Source organism: Methanothrix sp. (genome assembly GCF_016706325.1).
In the GTDB taxonomy this organism is placed as follows: domain Archaea; phylum Halobacteriota; class Methanosarcinia; order Methanotrichales; family Methanotrichaceae; genus Methanothrix.
Map to the genome: position 1 here is coordinate 1,480,618 of NZ_JADJJX010000001.1, position 14,951 is coordinate 1,495,568.

16 protein-coding genes, 1 tRNA gene and 1 pseudogene are annotated in these 14,951 nt (G+C 52.6%); 4 read left to right on the forward strand and 14 right to left on the reverse strand.

Going from position 1 to position 14,951, the window contains the following annotated elements:
- The first annotated feature begins 1 nt into the window (after position 1).
- Entirely contained in the window at positions 2–1,561 is a 1,560-nt protein-coding gene (locus IPI63_RS07685; RefSeq protein ID WP_214064714.1) for a DUF11 domain-containing protein, read from the forward strand.
- Between the two features lie 109 nt (positions 1,562–1,670).
- On the opposite strand, the gene rsmA is transcribed toward IPI63_RS07685, so the two are convergent.
- The 10 genes and pseudogenes from rsmA to IPI63_RS07735 form a co-directional block, all read right to left on the reverse strand.
- Entirely contained in the window at positions 1,671–2,390 is a 720-nt protein-coding gene (rsmA, locus tag IPI63_RS07690; protein ID WP_292477773.1) for a 16S rRNA (adenine(1518)-N(6)/adenine(1519)-N(6))-dimethyltransferase RsmA, read from the reverse strand.
- A 17-nt stretch (positions 2,391–2,407) separates the two neighbouring features.
- The gene (locus IPI63_RS07695; protein ID WP_214064716.1) at positions 2,408–2,989 is read right to left on the reverse strand and encodes a DUF655 domain-containing protein; all 582 of its coding nucleotides are present in this window, start codon (positions 2,987–2,989) and stop codon (positions 2,408–2,410) included.
- Positions 2,990–2,994: 5 nt separating this feature from the next.
- On the reverse strand, positions 2,995–3,339 hold the full coding sequence (locus tag IPI63_RS07700; protein WP_214064717.1) for an RNA polymerase Rpb4 family protein: 345 nt from the start codon (positions 3,337–3,339) through the stop codon (positions 2,995–2,997).
- 1 nt (position 3,340) lies between these two features.
- Complete coding sequence (locus IPI63_RS07705) at positions 3,341–3,631, reverse strand: 50S ribosomal protein L21e (protein ID WP_366850729.1); 291 nt, start codon at positions 3,629–3,631, stop codon at positions 3,341–3,343.
- Positions 3,597–4,952, reverse strand: a complete 1,356-nt coding sequence (locus IPI63_RS07710) for a tRNA pseudouridine(54/55) synthase Pus10 (protein WP_292477777.1) — start codon at positions 4,950–4,952, stop codon at positions 3,597–3,599. The genes IPI63_RS07705 and IPI63_RS07710 overlap by 35 nt, the downstream gene beginning before the upstream one ends.
- A 291-nt stretch (positions 4,953–5,243) precedes the next feature.
- On the reverse strand, positions 5,244–5,471 hold the full coding sequence (locus IPI63_RS07715) for a hypothetical protein (RefSeq protein ID WP_214064719.1): 228 nt from the start codon (positions 5,469–5,471) through the stop codon (positions 5,244–5,246).
- A 95-nt stretch (positions 5,472–5,566) separates the two neighbouring features.
- Positions 5,567–5,692, reverse strand: a pseudogene (locus IPI63_RS07720) (transposase); the annotation flags it as partial.
- 27 nt (positions 5,693–5,719) lie between these two features.
- Positions 5,720–7,051: an McrC family protein gene (locus tag IPI63_RS07725; protein WP_292477779.1), complete on the reverse strand. Its 1,332-nt coding sequence runs from the start codon at positions 7,049–7,051 to the stop codon at positions 5,720–5,722.
- Positions 7,038–7,754 carry an AAA family ATPase gene (locus IPI63_RS07730; RefSeq protein ID WP_292477781.1) on the reverse strand — a complete coding sequence of 239 codons (717 nt, stop codon included), beginning with the start codon at positions 7,752–7,754 and terminating at the stop codon, positions 7,038–7,040. The genes IPI63_RS07725 and IPI63_RS07730 overlap by 14 nt, the downstream gene beginning before the upstream one ends.
- Positions 7,714–9,303: a hypothetical protein gene (locus IPI63_RS07735; RefSeq protein WP_292477782.1), complete on the reverse strand. Its 1,590-nt coding sequence runs from the start codon at positions 9,301–9,303 to the stop codon at positions 7,714–7,716. Before IPI63_RS07735 ends, IPI63_RS07730 begins: the two co-directional genes overlap by 41 nt.
- Positions 9,304–9,546: 243 nt before the next feature.
- Here IPI63_RS07735 and IPI63_RS12910 point away from each other — a divergent pair, with 243 nt between their 5' ends.
- A complete protein-coding gene (locus IPI63_RS12910) occupies positions 9,547–9,684 on the forward strand; it encodes a tetratricopeptide repeat protein (RefSeq protein WP_366850897.1) in 138 nt (45 codons plus the stop codon).
- Between the two features lie 335 nt (positions 9,685–10,019).
- On the opposite strand, the gene IPI63_RS07745 is transcribed toward IPI63_RS12910, so the two are convergent.
- A tRNA-Ser gene (locus IPI63_RS07745) sits at positions 10,020–10,137 on the reverse strand.
- Positions 10,138–10,264: 127 nt separating this feature from the next.
- Between IPI63_RS07745 and IPI63_RS07750 the strand changes: the two genes are divergently transcribed.
- On the forward strand, positions 10,265–11,509 hold the full coding sequence (locus tag IPI63_RS07750) for an amidohydrolase (RefSeq protein ID WP_292477786.1): 1,245 nt from the start codon (positions 10,265–10,267) through the stop codon (positions 11,507–11,509).
- 34 nt (positions 11,510–11,543) lie between these two features.
- On the opposite strand, the gene IPI63_RS07755 is transcribed toward IPI63_RS07750, so the two are convergent.
- Complete coding sequence (locus IPI63_RS07755) at positions 11,544–12,587, reverse strand: hypothetical protein (RefSeq protein ID WP_292477788.1); 1,044 nt, start codon at positions 12,585–12,587, stop codon at positions 11,544–11,546.
- A gap of 85 nt (positions 12,588–12,672) precedes the next feature.
- On the reverse strand, positions 12,673–13,365 hold the full coding sequence (locus IPI63_RS07760; RefSeq protein WP_292477790.1) for a YkgJ family cysteine cluster protein: 693 nt from the start codon (positions 13,363–13,365) through the stop codon (positions 12,673–12,675).
- 31 nt (positions 13,366–13,396) lie between these two features.
- Here IPI63_RS07760 and engB point away from each other — a divergent pair, with 31 nt between their 5' ends.
- Positions 13,397–13,966, forward strand: a complete 570-nt coding sequence (gene engB / locus IPI63_RS07765) for a GTP-binding protein EngB (RefSeq protein ID WP_292477791.1) — start codon at positions 13,397–13,399, stop codon at positions 13,964–13,966.
- Here engB and IPI63_RS07770 read toward each other — a convergent pair.
- Positions 13,938–14,891, reverse strand: a complete 954-nt coding sequence (locus IPI63_RS07770) for a mechanosensitive ion channel family protein (protein ID WP_214064726.1) — start codon at positions 14,889–14,891, stop codon at positions 13,938–13,940. The two genes, engB and IPI63_RS07770, sit on opposite strands and share 29 nt — an antisense overlap.
- Positions 14,892–14,951: the final 60 nt, after the last annotated feature.

The following is a 14,951-nucleotide window of genomic DNA, read 5'->3' on the forward strand; positions in this document are numbered from 1 at the left end:
TATGGGCAAGCTCAACAAGCTATTAATAAGCGGCCGCTTCCATTTCTGCATCCTGGCGGTCCTCATCCTCCTGCAGATATCCTCCTCTCCTGCCGCGGGGCTCACCGACCTGGACTGGCGCATGAGCAGCTCGAAGTACGCCAGAGCTCAAGTCAACAATGAGACTGCTTTTCACGGGGCCAATTGTGCTGATCTCTCTGTGGACAAGAAGGGCACCACAGTGCGGGCGCGCATCTACATGGACGAGCCCATGCCCCTGGAGAAGATAGATGCATTGAGTCTGTGGGTGAATCCCGGGTCAGGAGATGGAAAGGTCGAGATCGAGTTCTATCTGGATGGCGACATGAGCGGCAGATATGAGAGCAAGGACCCTCAGGATGCCAGGATTCGCTCCATCAAACGCTCATGGTCGGAGCTGGGATTCTCCCCCGGCCAGTGGAGTGAACTGGATGGCTTCACACTCGAATATGAGAAATACGGCGACAAGAAATTCCCCCGCGGCAGCCTGAATGATTTCAAAGGCTGGCTGGAAGGACAGAGGGTGGTCCGGATCTATATCACCCTTTACAAGGATTCCAAAGTGCCTGTGACCTCGGCCCTCATAGACTATATCCGGGTGGGAGATCAGATCATCTCCTTCGAGCCCCTGGAGGAAAAGAAGGTCAAGGGCGGCCCCAAGAGTGCCGCCGCCGGGAGCAAGATCACCTACACCATCACCTATGGCAACAATGAATTCCAGCCGGTGAATCTTGTAGTCTATGAGAACTACGACCCAAAAACAGTATTCATCGAATCTAACCCCGCCCCCGATCCGGGAACCAACAACCGCTGGACCATCCCCTCTCTCGCCCCAGGCGAGCATGGCCAGATCAAGGTGGTGGTGAAGACCAGAAAGCCCGCTGCCAAAGCCGATATATCGGGCGTTGTCTTGGGTGTTGGCTACACCTCCACTCATGGCATGCTATCCACAGATTATGAGAGCTACATCATCACCAACAAGGTACGGATTCTGGCGGGGAATACCAGCTTTTCCGCTTCTGTAAATACAGCAATAAAACCGGTCATCGGCTCCACCCTGGATTATGGCGAGCACGGCTCAGGATCATACCGGGCAGAGGAGGATCTCAAACTCAGGTCATCGAGCATCTCTGCAGGGCGCAGCCTGACAGCCATCCAGGCGCCCTGCACTCTCCTTCTTCCCCGCCGCTCGATCTCCTTGGAGGAGAGCTGGTCTGCAGCCGTCCGGGCGCAGAACAACTATCGGGAGCTGGGCTGGAGGGATAGATATCATGAGGCAGGCTCCATCAATCTGAGCTACAGGACAAGTCTGGGAAAGACGATATCCTATCTGCAGACTTCTGCCCAGTTCAATGGCACCGCCGATAGGAGGGCGGTCTGGGCGGGTGGATTCATAGATCAGCGATTGGCGGGCAACTACAGCCTGGAGGGGGAGGCAAGATGGAGGTACTCCAGCAAGAGGATAAGCGGCCAGTCGCTGGATGAGCTGGACTGTGGAATAGAGATCGGAGAAGAGGCACTGGAGGGGGACGGCTGTCTGTGATATCCGAGATCGAAGAGATGGCTACCGGGGCGCAGAGGAGGCTCCTTGGATCTTAATAGATCCGGGCGTGATCAGACCCTGCAGGATCGCTTGCCAAGCATGATGCTCATCAATCCCGCTTGCTCGCTTCAGCTGCCATTAGCAGCCCAGCCACCTGATCCGGTGTCAGCTCCTCGGGCCGCATATTGATCAGAGTCCGGTCCAGCTCAGAGATGGTCATCTTATCAATCCCGTATGCTGCCAGCCCTTTCTTCACTTTTTTGCGCCTGTTTCTGAAGAGCATATCCGCCATCCTCATAAAGGCCCTGGGGTCCACCTGGGGCCTCTCTTTACGCGGACGGAGCCTGACTATCATCGAATCCACCTCGGGAACAGGGCGGAAGGACTTTCTGGAGACGTTCTCCAGGATCTCGATATGGGAGAAGAAGCCGGCCACCATTCCCAGCCGGCCGTAATTTTTGCTGCCTGTTTGGGCCCTGAGCCGCAAGGCGAACTCCTTTTGGAACATCAGGACCGCCAGATCGAAGGGCCGGGCGAGGAGGCGGTAGGTGATCTTGCTGGAGATGCTGTAGGGAAGATTGGATACGATCTTATTGTACTCGGGAAGCGGGACGGTCAGAGCATCGGCATGTATCACCTGCACATTCGCTGCCAGAGAGCATAAATTGGCTGCCAGATCGGGATCGATCTCCACTGCGTAGACCAGGCCGGCGCGGGCAGCCAGCTCCCGGGTAAGGATTCCTTCCCCTGGCCCGATCTCAAGCACCCAATCCTGGGGCCCAAGCTCGGCATGGCTCACAATGGTATCCACAACTGAGTGATCGATCAAAAAATGCTGGCCCAGTATCATCTTGAGCGAGGCAATGTGGTAAAGACCCGATACTTGATCCGGTCATCCATCAGCTCGTCCTCGATGCGTTTGGCTATGAGCTTCTCCGGGCTGTAAAGGCCCTTCACCCTCTCCACCAGCTCGGCAAAGCTCTTGAAGGGCCCCTTCTTGCGCTCGTTGAGCACCGACCACATCAGCTTCTTGCCTATGCCCGGCAGAAGCTCCAGGCCGTGCATGCGGGTGGTGATGGGGCCGGCATCATTGAAGTAGCGAATGAACCTGGCCTCATCCTCCAGTACTATGGTCTGAATGATGAAAGGCAGCTCCAGCTTGGCGCTATTGGAGAGCTCAGAATAGTCAATTCTGCGGTTGACATGATCGATTACATCCCTGCTGCCACTGCCGATGTAGACCCGATCCCCTGCTACTGGAACCACACCCTCTTTGGGGGTCATCTCCATGAGCACAAAGTTGGTCTCGCCCACCGCCTGAACTAAAGGCTGCTTCTGGTAGGTTCTGCCATCTGTCGTACGGCCGTGAGGGAGGTAATCGAGAACCCTAGCTATCTCTTCTCTCTTTGGCGGTCTCCCCTCAGCCATTGGCCCTACCCCCTGAATACGATCTCTAAAATTCCGCTGAGCTCTTCCTCGCTGAGGTTGAACCTCTCTTTGGCATAGATCGCCCTCAGCTCATCCTTGCTGACCGGCCTGATATCTGCGATCTTCACCGCCAGAGGCTTTGTCATCTTCTCCATTTTCATCAGCTCAGCTACCAATGCTCTATTATCTTCTGCGCTGCCCTTGGAAAAGAACTCGGCATGCCTTATCGCCCGGCGAAGTTCATAGCCCAGCTCCTCTTCATCAGCCCGCTTCTCCCTGATCTGATCGAGGATCTCCTTGACCTCCGCCAAGGTCAGGAATTCCTCCTCTATGATGCTCTTGACAATCATCTTATTTTTGCGCCTTAAGGTGCTCAGGCAATGTGATCAGGGTCTTTGTGGCATTGCCATCGGTGACCTTCAGGACGAATGCTCTGCCCCTCTTTCCAACGACCTCGGCCGTCTTGCCGTGGAACCTGGGGTGTGGCATCCCCTTATGTATGCTGGGATCGATGAGCACGTGAACCTTTGACCCCTTATCGAACTCTTGAATAGCCCTGACTACAGGAGATATTCCACTGCTCCTGACAGTCTTGCTCAGCTTGTCTCTAGACTTCTTCCGCATTCCATGATGATGTGCCATCTGATTCTCCACCTACATCTATTACATCCAGCTCTTCGACAATCGCATCCACTCTGAGGATCTCAGCGAGGTTCGGCTGGGTTCTGCCTCCATCCCCAAAGATCAGCTCTTTGATGTAAAGGCCGCTCTCGCCCTTTACATTTATGCGAGCCAGTCTGCCCTTAACCTCGATCAGATCTGCGCTATAGACCCTCCTCAACCTGAGCTTATCTGCCCTGCGGCGAGACACCCGAGTTGGCGTACGCTGATCGACCTGTCCAACCAATCTATTCAGGCCAGATTTAAGCTTTTCTTCTGCGACCTCTGCACCCAGCCTGACCAGGACGGAGTAGGTCTTCTGGAAGGTGGCCTCTTTGAGCCGTTCGACCATTGAGGAATCGGCCAGGGCAAGCTCGATCACCTCTACTTTGCCCTCTGCTTGGCGGTTGATCTCTGCCGCCAACCCCGGCAGGTCGATCCTCCTCTTCCGCGGCCGGATGGCCTCCACTATGAACGGCCTGCCCCGGCCCAGCATGCGGGCATCGATATCCTCGCGACCGGCTCCGTGAAAGACTGTATCCTCAGACTCTGCCGCCTGCATCACCGCCGGCCGGATCAGCTCGTCCACCGACTCCTGGTACATGCGCCCTGTGCCGTTGCAGCGCGGGCAGCCCCGGCCCCGGCACTCGCGACAGGGCCAGCGGGTCTGGGGAATGCCCCGGACGAGCTTTCTGTAGCGGCCGCGGATGAACAGGGATGCCACCTGCAGCTCGACCTCGCCCTTCTCCAGGTTCAGGTGGACCACCATATCCGGGCTTTTCAGATCGAAGCTCTTTCCTGTGAGTTGGGCTAGGCGTTTGCCCACCTCCCGGTTCAGCTCTGACTTGAACGGCTCGGCGTGGCGAGAGCCGCCATCTGCCAAGAGGAGCTCCTCGTTCTCCGCCAGGAGGCCGGAGATCTTCGTGCCCACCACCAGGGTGGAATACTCCCAGCCAGAAAGGGCAGCGGCAGCCCTCTCCGCCCATTTATCCAGCATCTCGTGAGACATCTCCCCCAGACAGACTGTGCAGCGAGCGTCAGGCTCATCCCTGCGGCCAAGCTTGAGCCGGGCAGGCAGGTAGCAGGGGGCCAGATCCTCCAGCAGGGCCGGATCCTCCTGCGCTGAGGCCTGCATGGCCAGGACGGTCTTCAGGGATCGGCCCCGCTCGGCATTGGTAAGGCCGGTGGACAGCATGGCAAACTGGCGGCCAAGGCAGCTATCACAGATGGGGCCCAGCCGGACTATTCTCCTGGCCGTCTCCAGGATATCGTATTTTGGATTTTCCGGGATCTTATCGCTCATAACTTCACTCATAATGACTCTTCTAATCAACTTCTATCAAGAGGATCAAATCGCTGGCTTATTAGATCTTGCCATCAATCCCTCGAGGAGCGGCCTTTTCTTATGGCCTGAACTCAGCGCCTCTGTCCGGGATAAAAGCTCTCTTCTCTCTCCCCAAGACAAGCTGGAAGAGGAGGATAAACAGCAGTGTAAGAATCAACCCGATATTTACGCTGAGGGTTAGACTTCAGCCTATATTTACCCGTAAATTGGCCTGAGTCCAAGCTTGTCAGATTGGAGGATAGAAAGTGGTTATGGAATGCCAAGATATCCCTGGGCATTCGCCATTATCTTCCTAGCCCTCTGAATGGCCACTTCCTGTTCCATCTTCGCGCAGCTAACTAGATACACATTTCGCACGCTATCGCCCTCTCTCCATGAGGTCATCCAGTAGCTATATGTCTTGCCGCCCTTGCACCAGGAGCCCATCCAGTAGGTGTGGATCTGAGCTCTGTCTTTGCCTTTCTTGGACTTCTTCATCTGCTAGATGTTAAGGCCATCCAGCCGAGCCTGGAGCTTGAGGTACTTGGCCTCTGCCAGGACTCCTTCAGGATTCCAGGCCAATCATCCCGTTATCGACACAAAAGACTCGGATGGATGCCATATTCGCGGGCAATCTGGGCCAGGGGTTTGCCGGACTCAAGCTCGGCTACTACTGATATCTTGAATCCTCGGTCGTAGCGCCGTCTGGTCTTTTTCATATGATTCCCTCCATGAGTTGCCATTGCTTAACTCATTGTCCACTCGGAGGGGTTCACTCCATTCAAAGCTAGCCATCGGGCATATTCAACACGTTCCTGAACAGCATTTTCGTGCGAGATCAAGTATGCGAGCTTGTCCAAATTTACAGGACGCAGAACAACTTTAGCATAGTTGCGTTCATGAATAGGATCGTTGATATTAATTCTAGCTTCCTCTGCTTCAGGGTCAATTGTTGGGTAAAGGATTGTTGCTGTTCCTCCGGATATTGGACTCAAAGCATAGATCGCCAGTTGATATAGCATTTCTGAAGGCAAAGGTTCAATCCAAAGATCTCGGTATTTAGCATCCAGCACGGAGACTATTTCAGATCCTTTTTCTTTTTGAATAACATAATCGGGTTGTAAAGAGGGATCTGGTCTATTTCTTGGGTTTTGTACATAGGATATCATGCCACTTAATCGATAGTTATCCTGGATAACATAGCCGGGCAAATTTTCTCTTAGAAACCGTGATAAAAGCGCTTGAAAGAACTTGTTCATATCGAAAAGGAAACCAGGAAGCTTTAAACCACCTATATCTTCCAGTGAGACTCCTTTTAGCTGAAACAAGATCTCAATAATATTTATTGCAGGCCTGTAAGCTGCAGTCAGCCTATCCATCTCCCTATGTAGTCGCTTTATTGTGTACCGATTTAGCTCAACAGAAGATGAGCTATCTTGAATTAATACTATCAAACGGCGAAGCCTTGATATCAAAAGGATATCCTCTGTAATGCAGGCTCCGAGGCGCAAACCTTCGGCCAAAAACTGGTTGATCAAACAATTTTCCAGCCTTGGATAGTATGTACAAGGCAAAGATGCATGCCGAATCCCGCCTTCCTTGGCAATCTTTTGTATATTTATCTTCCCTTTTGGGCTGATAATGTTGCCATCCTCACGTGTATATTTCCGATGCAAACCCCGTGAAATGAGTTCGTCGGCCTCTGCCGCAAGTTGAGTTATTAGCAAGTCTTGGAAGTTCTTAGATTCTACACCATATTCCGTTGGAAAAAATAGTTGAAGGTCACGAAGTCCGTAAGCATAGCGAATAAGTTTAAGCAAAGGGGCATTTTTTATTTTGGGGCGAATAGAGATATTGATGTCACCCAGTTTAATCCTCCCGACGAAAGATGTTGACCTAATCGATAACCCCTGACGAAGCTCAGTTATATGCAGCATACCTTTCGCTGAAAGGTCTTGGGCCATCTTGCGCGCGAGTGGATCGTTTTCGAGAAAGAGTTCTCCTATACTCCCTTCGGTAGGCTCAAGTTTAGTCCATTCATGGAGATCAATGTGATTTCTGTTTTCAATCATCTGCATTTTCCTCAGAGATGATTTCTGATCCGGTTAAATCCTCTTCTGGTTCCTCACTTTCAGATTCCTGAACCCGCGAAGATGTAAACATTACTGGGAATGGTGTGATCAATGCCTGAATAAGGTCGTCTCGACGTGATTCCTCAAAAAGTTCATGTTTAATCCGCTGATTACCAACATCAACAAGTCCTTTTCCAAGAATCTTCTCCAATACAGAGTAGTCTTCATAGCAGTACTCTTCTAAGAGAGGGATTATATCCTCCTGAATAACCCTTGAGAATATTGAAAAATCTGAGATCGGAGACCCATTCTCCAATAAATATGAATGGCCTATCTGCAGGTTGCGTGCATCTCGTCCTATATTATCACATATCTGTCGATTTATGGCGTCTAGCCAGGGCCCTAATGGAATCCCTCTTACACTAGAACGTCCTAAAATTGAGCTATCTGGCATTATTTCAATGAAACCAAACCGGCGTCTCAATGCAGTATCCAACAGAGCAATAGACCTGTCCGCAGTGTTCATAGTACCTATTATATATATATTATCTGGAACTTGAAATTGCGCTTTACTTAGGGGCAAGGTTACAGGTTTTCCTCGTTTATTTTTCTCTAAAATAGTTATAAGTTCTCCGAAAATTCGTGGTATATCACCTCGATTGATCTCATCAATGATCAAAAAACCTATGATCGGTATCTTTCTGAGCATCTTCACATAATTTTTTAAAGATACCATCACTCAAATTAAAAATCATTTGACCATCGACAACTTCTGGTTTATATCCCTCAAGAAAATCCTCATAACCATATGCTGGATGGAAAGAACAAATCCGAATAATTCCAGGAAATTTGTCATTTCCGAGAACTTGCTTTCGGTGTTCATCTGATAATTCATCAAAGCTTTTACCAAAGTTGTACAAAGCTGCTAGCTCATAGGCTGCCCTCTCGGCCCAATAAGTCTTACCAGTACCAGGAGGGCCATAGAGTATGATCTGACCTTTGCGTGCTAAAGCAGACTGGATACGACCGAGCAAACCACTAAGTCGTTGATGCGTTTTAAGTGTGGATATATCAAGTATGTGACTTTCAGCCTCAGCCAAATTTGCATGAATCTTGAGTTTTGAGAGGGTGCTCGTAAGGCCTTCTTTCTCTGGAAGATCCCATGGATCTAGAGAGAGCCACTCGACGGGGCGACGGTGTGAAAAATTCGGTCCTTCCTTAAAGACGTATCCACCCGTGACTTTGCCTATGCCTAGTACTTTCATCCCAGAGCAAGCTAATACCAAGTCGCCGTTTTTAATTCCAAAAATGAAATTGAAGACTTGGTTAGCCTGTTTACTAGCTGTTCCTGGAGAGTCTGGGTAACGTGCGGTTATCTTCTCTCGAATTTTCTCCTTTCCAGCCTTGTCATTGGAAATATATGAAATATCGCCTAGCTCGTTCCAGCCGATGGCAATATAGCCACCCTCCCGCATATATTTCCATTCACTATCACCGCGGAGTCCCTTTGTAGTTCCAATGCGCCAATATTGATAAGGACTTCCATTTAGGCTGATTAGTGTTGCAGTAAGGTTATTCAAGGATATTCCCAATTCACGAGCTATGGATACATATCGCCCAGCGCAGACGTATCGACCATCTTCTTGTGGTGGTATTTGAAGCAATTTTATAAGGTGAAATCGCTGATAATAAGGGGTATGGTAGTTATCTAGCTTCTCTGGATAAAGCAAACTCAGGTACTTGTGACCCCAAGATGAATTGCTGATCGCTGGCGCCAAATAATCCATATCATGCTGCAGGTTTGAATAATCCAAGTCGGTGGCATTTATTGGAAGTTTATCCAGCAACTCAGCGCCTTTTAATAGCTGGTCTCGGTGCGTTCTGGCAATAAGAATTGCTTCTTCAATGGGCAACCCCCTCTGATTTTGAGGGCTTCCCGTTGTCCATTCTCCAGTCTCCTTACGTCGATAGATGCCGAATTTGAGGGCACTTCCACCAGCTATGCCACCAAATATTGCAGGAAATTCGTCATCGTTTTTGAATTCTAACCAATAGACCAGACTGTCTCGGTTCCTGTGATCATGGATTGCTTCCAGAAGAGCTTCTCCATCTAGGTTTCTAAGTCTATCTGGACCGAAACGCTTCCGAAAATTTTCATAATATTTGGCAAGATGCGTATCAGACGGCAAATCACCTTTCATATCCAATTCTTTTTTATACTCCTTTATTTTTTTGAGAATATTATCAGCTAATATCATATTTATAACCTATCCCCAATAATTTATTCATGCCAACGCTGGTCGTTAGCCACTAAGTAACTTAAAGCTATTTATGCCGTTCAGCCTAAATAGCATATTCATTAGATCATAGAATAGAAACTGCAGCCATCAGGATAACAATATTCGCCCTTCTGCATTTGGACTGATCTCCCCCTGACCGACAACGACAACCTCTCCCGCGCTCACCAGCTCCTCGCCGCAGGCCGCTTTGCCGAGGCCTGCATCTACCTGGAGGAACTCCTCCGCCAGGCTCCCGAGAATCCCGATCTCCTCTACAACCTGGGCCTCTGTGATGTGGATCTCGGCCAGCTTAATCAGGGGCGAGAGCTGATGCACCGCGGCCTGAAGATGGTGCTGTAGCACTATCACTCCAGCACGGCCCTGGGCATCGCCTATCAGAAGAAGGGCGACCTGGCCCAGGCCAGCAGGGCTTGCACCAGCAGGGCCCCCGCCCATAAATCCAATCCAAGGAACCCGGTGGCCCTCAAGAACCTGGGCGGAACCTGTGTGCAGCCTCGCCTTCGCCTAAATGGAGCTGGGCGACATGGAGCGGTCCTAGAAGTATTTCGAGAAAGTGCAGGAGATGCAGGCTCCAGAGAAGCTGCACAGCCAGGCCATGAATGGGCTTAAACAGATTATAGAGAATAAATGAATAAATGTATTCGATGCTATTTAAAAAATTACCTTTAAAATAGCGCTGAGGGTGAGATTTGAACTCACGAGGTGCGATGCACCACTGGTTTGCCCGTCCCGTCCTCCCGAAAGAGGACGGCAGCTCAAGACCAGCGCCGTAGGCCGCTTGGCTACCTCAGCACGCCCGCATACTTGATCCCGCTAGATCTTAAGCCTGACGATCCCCTGCCCCAAAAAGCAGCTAAGAAGCCCCCGCAGTATCCTCAGGTCGACAATCTTTTTTATCTGCAAGGCATATTTTTCTCCAATGCTCATAAAGAATGTATCCATCCTTCAGTCCAGCCGCCTTCTGCCAGGGCAGGATATCAGAATCGAGGAGGGCAAGATCGCCCAGATCGGCCCCGGCCTGCCCCGAGAGCGCAGCGATGAGGTGATAGAGGGCAATGGAATGCTGGCCATCCCCGGCCTGGTCAACTGCCATACCCACCTGGCAATGAGCCTCCTGCGGGGCTATGCCGACGACATGGAGCTGATGCCCTGGCTGGAGGAGAAGATCTGGCCCCTGGAGGCGCGGCTGACTGAGGAGGATATCTACTGGGGGGTGAAGCTCGGCTGCCTGGAGCTGATCAGATTCGGCATCACCTGTTATAATGATATGTACTATTTCCCGGATATGACTGCTGCGGCGACAAAGGAGATGGGGCTGAGGGCGTTTATCTCGGGCGTGGTCTTCGATATGAAGCCCGAGCTTCTCTCCCAGGTCGAGCCCTTCATCCACAGGTGGAAGGATGATGCGCTGATAAGGCCGGCCGTGGGCCCCCATGCTGCTTACACCTGCTCAGAGGAGACCCTTCTCAAGGTGAGAGAGATCGCAGAAAAGCATCAGGTGATGGTCCATATGCACCTCTCAGAGACCCGCAAGGAGGTGGACGGATTTCTGCTCAGCCGGGGCATGAGCCCGGTGGAGTACCTGGACTCGCTCGGCCTATTGAACAGCCGCCTTGCCGCCATCCACTGCGTCTGGCTCTCTGAGGAGGACTGCTGCCTCCTGGAGAGGAGGGGGGCCAATGTGGTGGCCTGCACTGTGAGCAATCTGAAGCTGGCCTCGGGCATCGCACCGCTGAACACTCTGATGAAGGCCGGAGTGAATGTATGTCTGGGGACGGACAGCGCATCCAGCAACAACAACCTCAGCCTGTTCGAGGAGATGAAAACAACAGCCGTTGTGCAGAAGAATGCCTATCACACCCCTGCCGCCTTCTCTGCGGAGGAGATCTGGCAGTTCGCCACAGATAACGCCTGCCGGGCATTTGGATTGAACAGCGGAATCCGTGCCGGGGCCAATGCCGACCTGGCCTTGATCGACCTGAAAAAGCCCTGGTTCGTCCCCCGGTCGAATATCATATCCCATCTGGTCTACAGCATGGCAGGGGGGGTGGAGACCACCATCGTCAACGGACGGATTCTGATGCAGAATGGCATCATACCGGGGGAGGAGGAGATCCTGGAAAGAGCACAGGAGCGCTTCCAGAGGCTCTCCTCTGAGGATTAGCATCAGCAGCCACTCTGCCCGTGACCCTGATTCTCTATCGCCGCCTTCTCCTTCTGCTGCTGCCGGGGGAGATATTCCGCCGGTAATAGAGGAGGCCTGCTGCCAGGACCAGGACGAAGGCCGCAGCAGCGGGCAGAGCAGGCCATGCCCAAGGGTATGAGCTCTCCTTCACATCGACCAGGAGGGCGATCTCTTCCTCTCTCTCTCCTCCCGGGAGGATTGCCTCTCCCTCTCCTTTTAGGGCGGCAGTCAGATAGGATATGCTGCAGGGAAGGGGCGCATATCCTGCAGTGGCATTGGCATCAGTGAATACCATAAGGCTGATTGATGCCATAGATCCGGCCTCAAGGCTTGCCAGCCTCTTTGGCTCCTCCTCAGCCGGCGAATCCTCTCTCTTCAGAAATGGCGGAATGGGCTTTGTCCTCAACTGCAGGTCGAAGGCGCTCTCATCCCCGCGGTTGGCCAGTACCACCTCCAGGACTGACCTCTCTCCCGGAATGGCTTCTCCCCGCATCTCTTCGATCTCGATTCTTGGCCCGAGGGCGACCTTGAGCGGCAAGGGAAGCTCCCTGGACAGCTCTTCATAGTTGAATATGATATAAGGAGCCTCCTCCTCACCCGATATTGAGACCCTCTCCAGATGAGTGTAGCCCAGGCGCAGCCGGGCGGGATGGATGCCCACCTCTGCCCCCTCTGCCAGGGCCATGAACTCAACTGCAGTGCTCTCCCCCGGAGACAGGGAGCCTGCCATCTGGGGCCCGGATAAGAGCTGGATCCTCCCGTCATCGCAGACGAGCTCCGCTGTGATGCTGCAGGCCTTTGCCGGATCGGGGTCCATCTTTGCAGCATCTCCCTGATCGGAGGCATTATTGAGCAGCAGAACGGCAATAGTAGAGGGGCTCCCCAGATCCAGCCGGCCCTGGATAGCTGAGACCTCGATTGCAGGAGCGTTGCTCTTCTTCTCCTCTCCTCTGTCTGAGGCGCAAGCATCGGGAATGAGGAGGCTGAAGGCGAAAAGAGACAGGATGAGAGCAGCGAGAATAACAGTTGCAAAGGCAGACCCCAGCCCCTTTCTCATAACACCCTCTGGGGATGTGCAGCCTTTTAGCCTTTCTGGCCAGATAAATAATTGCATTTAGATTCATATTCATATTTATTATATTTTAGATCGATTCCAGGGCACTTCGCAGCCTCTCCTTGCTCCGCCTGATCTCCTCCCTGCTGGGGGAATATCCCTGCTGCTCTCGTCTTACCTCCTCCATTGCCTCGGTTAAGGCGGTCATTGTCTCAACTGACCCCGGACAGGAGGGGTTTACCACCACCTGGCGGGAGGAGCCGTAGACCCCCAGAAAGGGAAAGATGCGGCAGGACCAGGGGCGGGCAGAGTAGATCTTGCAGCCCTCTGCTCTTTTGTCGTAGAACTTGCAGGGCAGAATATGCTTGAAATTGAGCACTCCCGCCCTTTTGGGATCGGGAACGGTATACTTTTTCAGGGCCTTTCTCAGGGGGATTTTGAGATGCTTTGCCAGTTGTACAGCATCCTCGGGCCGCAGGCGGATGGGATCTCCAGTGGTGCAGCAGGTCCCGCACCTTTTGCAGCAGAAGAGAATGTGACAGGCCATGCGGGTATAATCGGCGGAGGTGTACTTCGGCTGATCGGGCTGCGGGAAGACCTCCCCGTCCGGGAGCATCATGGCCCGGTAAAGCAGAAGGGCCACATCTTTTGGATTCATTTTCAGATCATTTCTTGGATCCCCTTCTCCCCTCCCTTCTATATCCCCTTCCCCCTTCCCTTCTATATCCTCTTCTCCCTTCCCTTCTCTATCCTTTGCTGTATCCTCTCCCGGTATGGACATCCTTTTTTAGATTGCCCTCTCCCCTTATAATATGTCCCGCGAAATCGTCCTCATCGGCCGGTCCAATGTCGGCAAATCCACCCTTTTCTGGCAGCTCACTGGAACCCGGGTCCGGGTGGGCAAGAGGCCTGGCATCACACTGCATCCCTTCAAGGCCCCGCTTGGAAAGGTCTATTATGTGGATATGCCCGGCTACGGATTCATGTTCAAGGCCAGCCGGGCGGAGCAGGAGAAGACCAAGGACCTGATCGTCCATTACTTCGAGGAGCACGCCAGTGAGATCCTCCTGGCGGTACAGGTGATCGACGCCTCATCCTTCCTGGATATAGCCGACCGCTGGGAGGGGCGGGGTGAGGTGCCCCTGGAGATCGAGCTGTGGGAGTTCCTGGACGATCTGGGCCTGGACGTTATCCTGGCGGCGAATAAGATGGACCGCATAGCCAGGCAGGATAGAGACGGAGCACTGGATCTGATCTGCGAGCGGCTGGGAATGCTCCCCCCCTGGACCCAGTGGCAGGATAAGGTTGCTCCCATCAGCGCCAAGCAGGGCCAGATCGAGCCCCTTCGGGCCCTCATCTCTGCAAAGGTGGCTTTAATCTGATCGGGCACTGGGATGAGGGCGGCAATCCCTCAGCCTCGAACTGCTTGATCACTGCCTCTCTGATCTCATTGCCCACCCTCTTGGCCACATTTCTCCCCGGCACGGTCACCTCCAGTCTGAGAAGGATCTCCGAGGCCCTGGAGCTGGCCAACTGAACGCTCATCGGCCTATCCGCCAGGACCAGAGGATGAAGACGAGCCCTCTCCAGGATGATCTCCTTTGCCCGGTCTATATCCGCTGCCCTCTCCAGATCGAAGTCCACCGACCAGGTGATCTCTTTCTCCCTGATCGTCCAGTTTATGATGGGCTCAGTGCTCATGATGCTGTTGGGCACAAAGATCCTGCGGTTGTCTGAGGTGCGAATCACTGTATGCCTTAGGGTTAGATCCTCGATCTGGCCGTATTCATTTCTAAAGTCTACCAGATCTCCCACCCGGAAGGGCTGAAATAGAGCGATGAAGATCCCGGAGGTGAAGTTGGACAGGGAATCCTTGGCCGCATAGCCGATGGCCAGGCCGGCAATCCCCGCTCCGGCGAGCATGGCAGTGGCAATGCTATGCAACTGTGGAACCTGCAGGATGACCAGCATCAGGCCGATGAGATGGATGGCGGCAGAGACGATCCTGCGGATCATAAGCTGCATGGTCTCGTCCATCCTTACCTCCATCCGGTTCGCCACCTGGGGGATATGATTGCGCAGCATGCGATCCACCAGCCCGGCAGCCGCCCTGGTCAGAATTATTATGATTGTTATTACTATTAAAGTTACAACGATATATACAATATCTATTCCCTCGATAGCATCTGCCAGGAGGCGCAGGGATGCGAGATCTATATGCCTTCCTGCTGCTGAATCCACCTGATACTGAATCTGATCGGCCACAAGCTGGGGGTCTGCCAGGCTCATCGCTCTAGAGAGATTCATCAGTGAGAGGAGGAAAAATGGATATTTAAAGATTCTGTAAAATGATTTTCAGGATGCTCT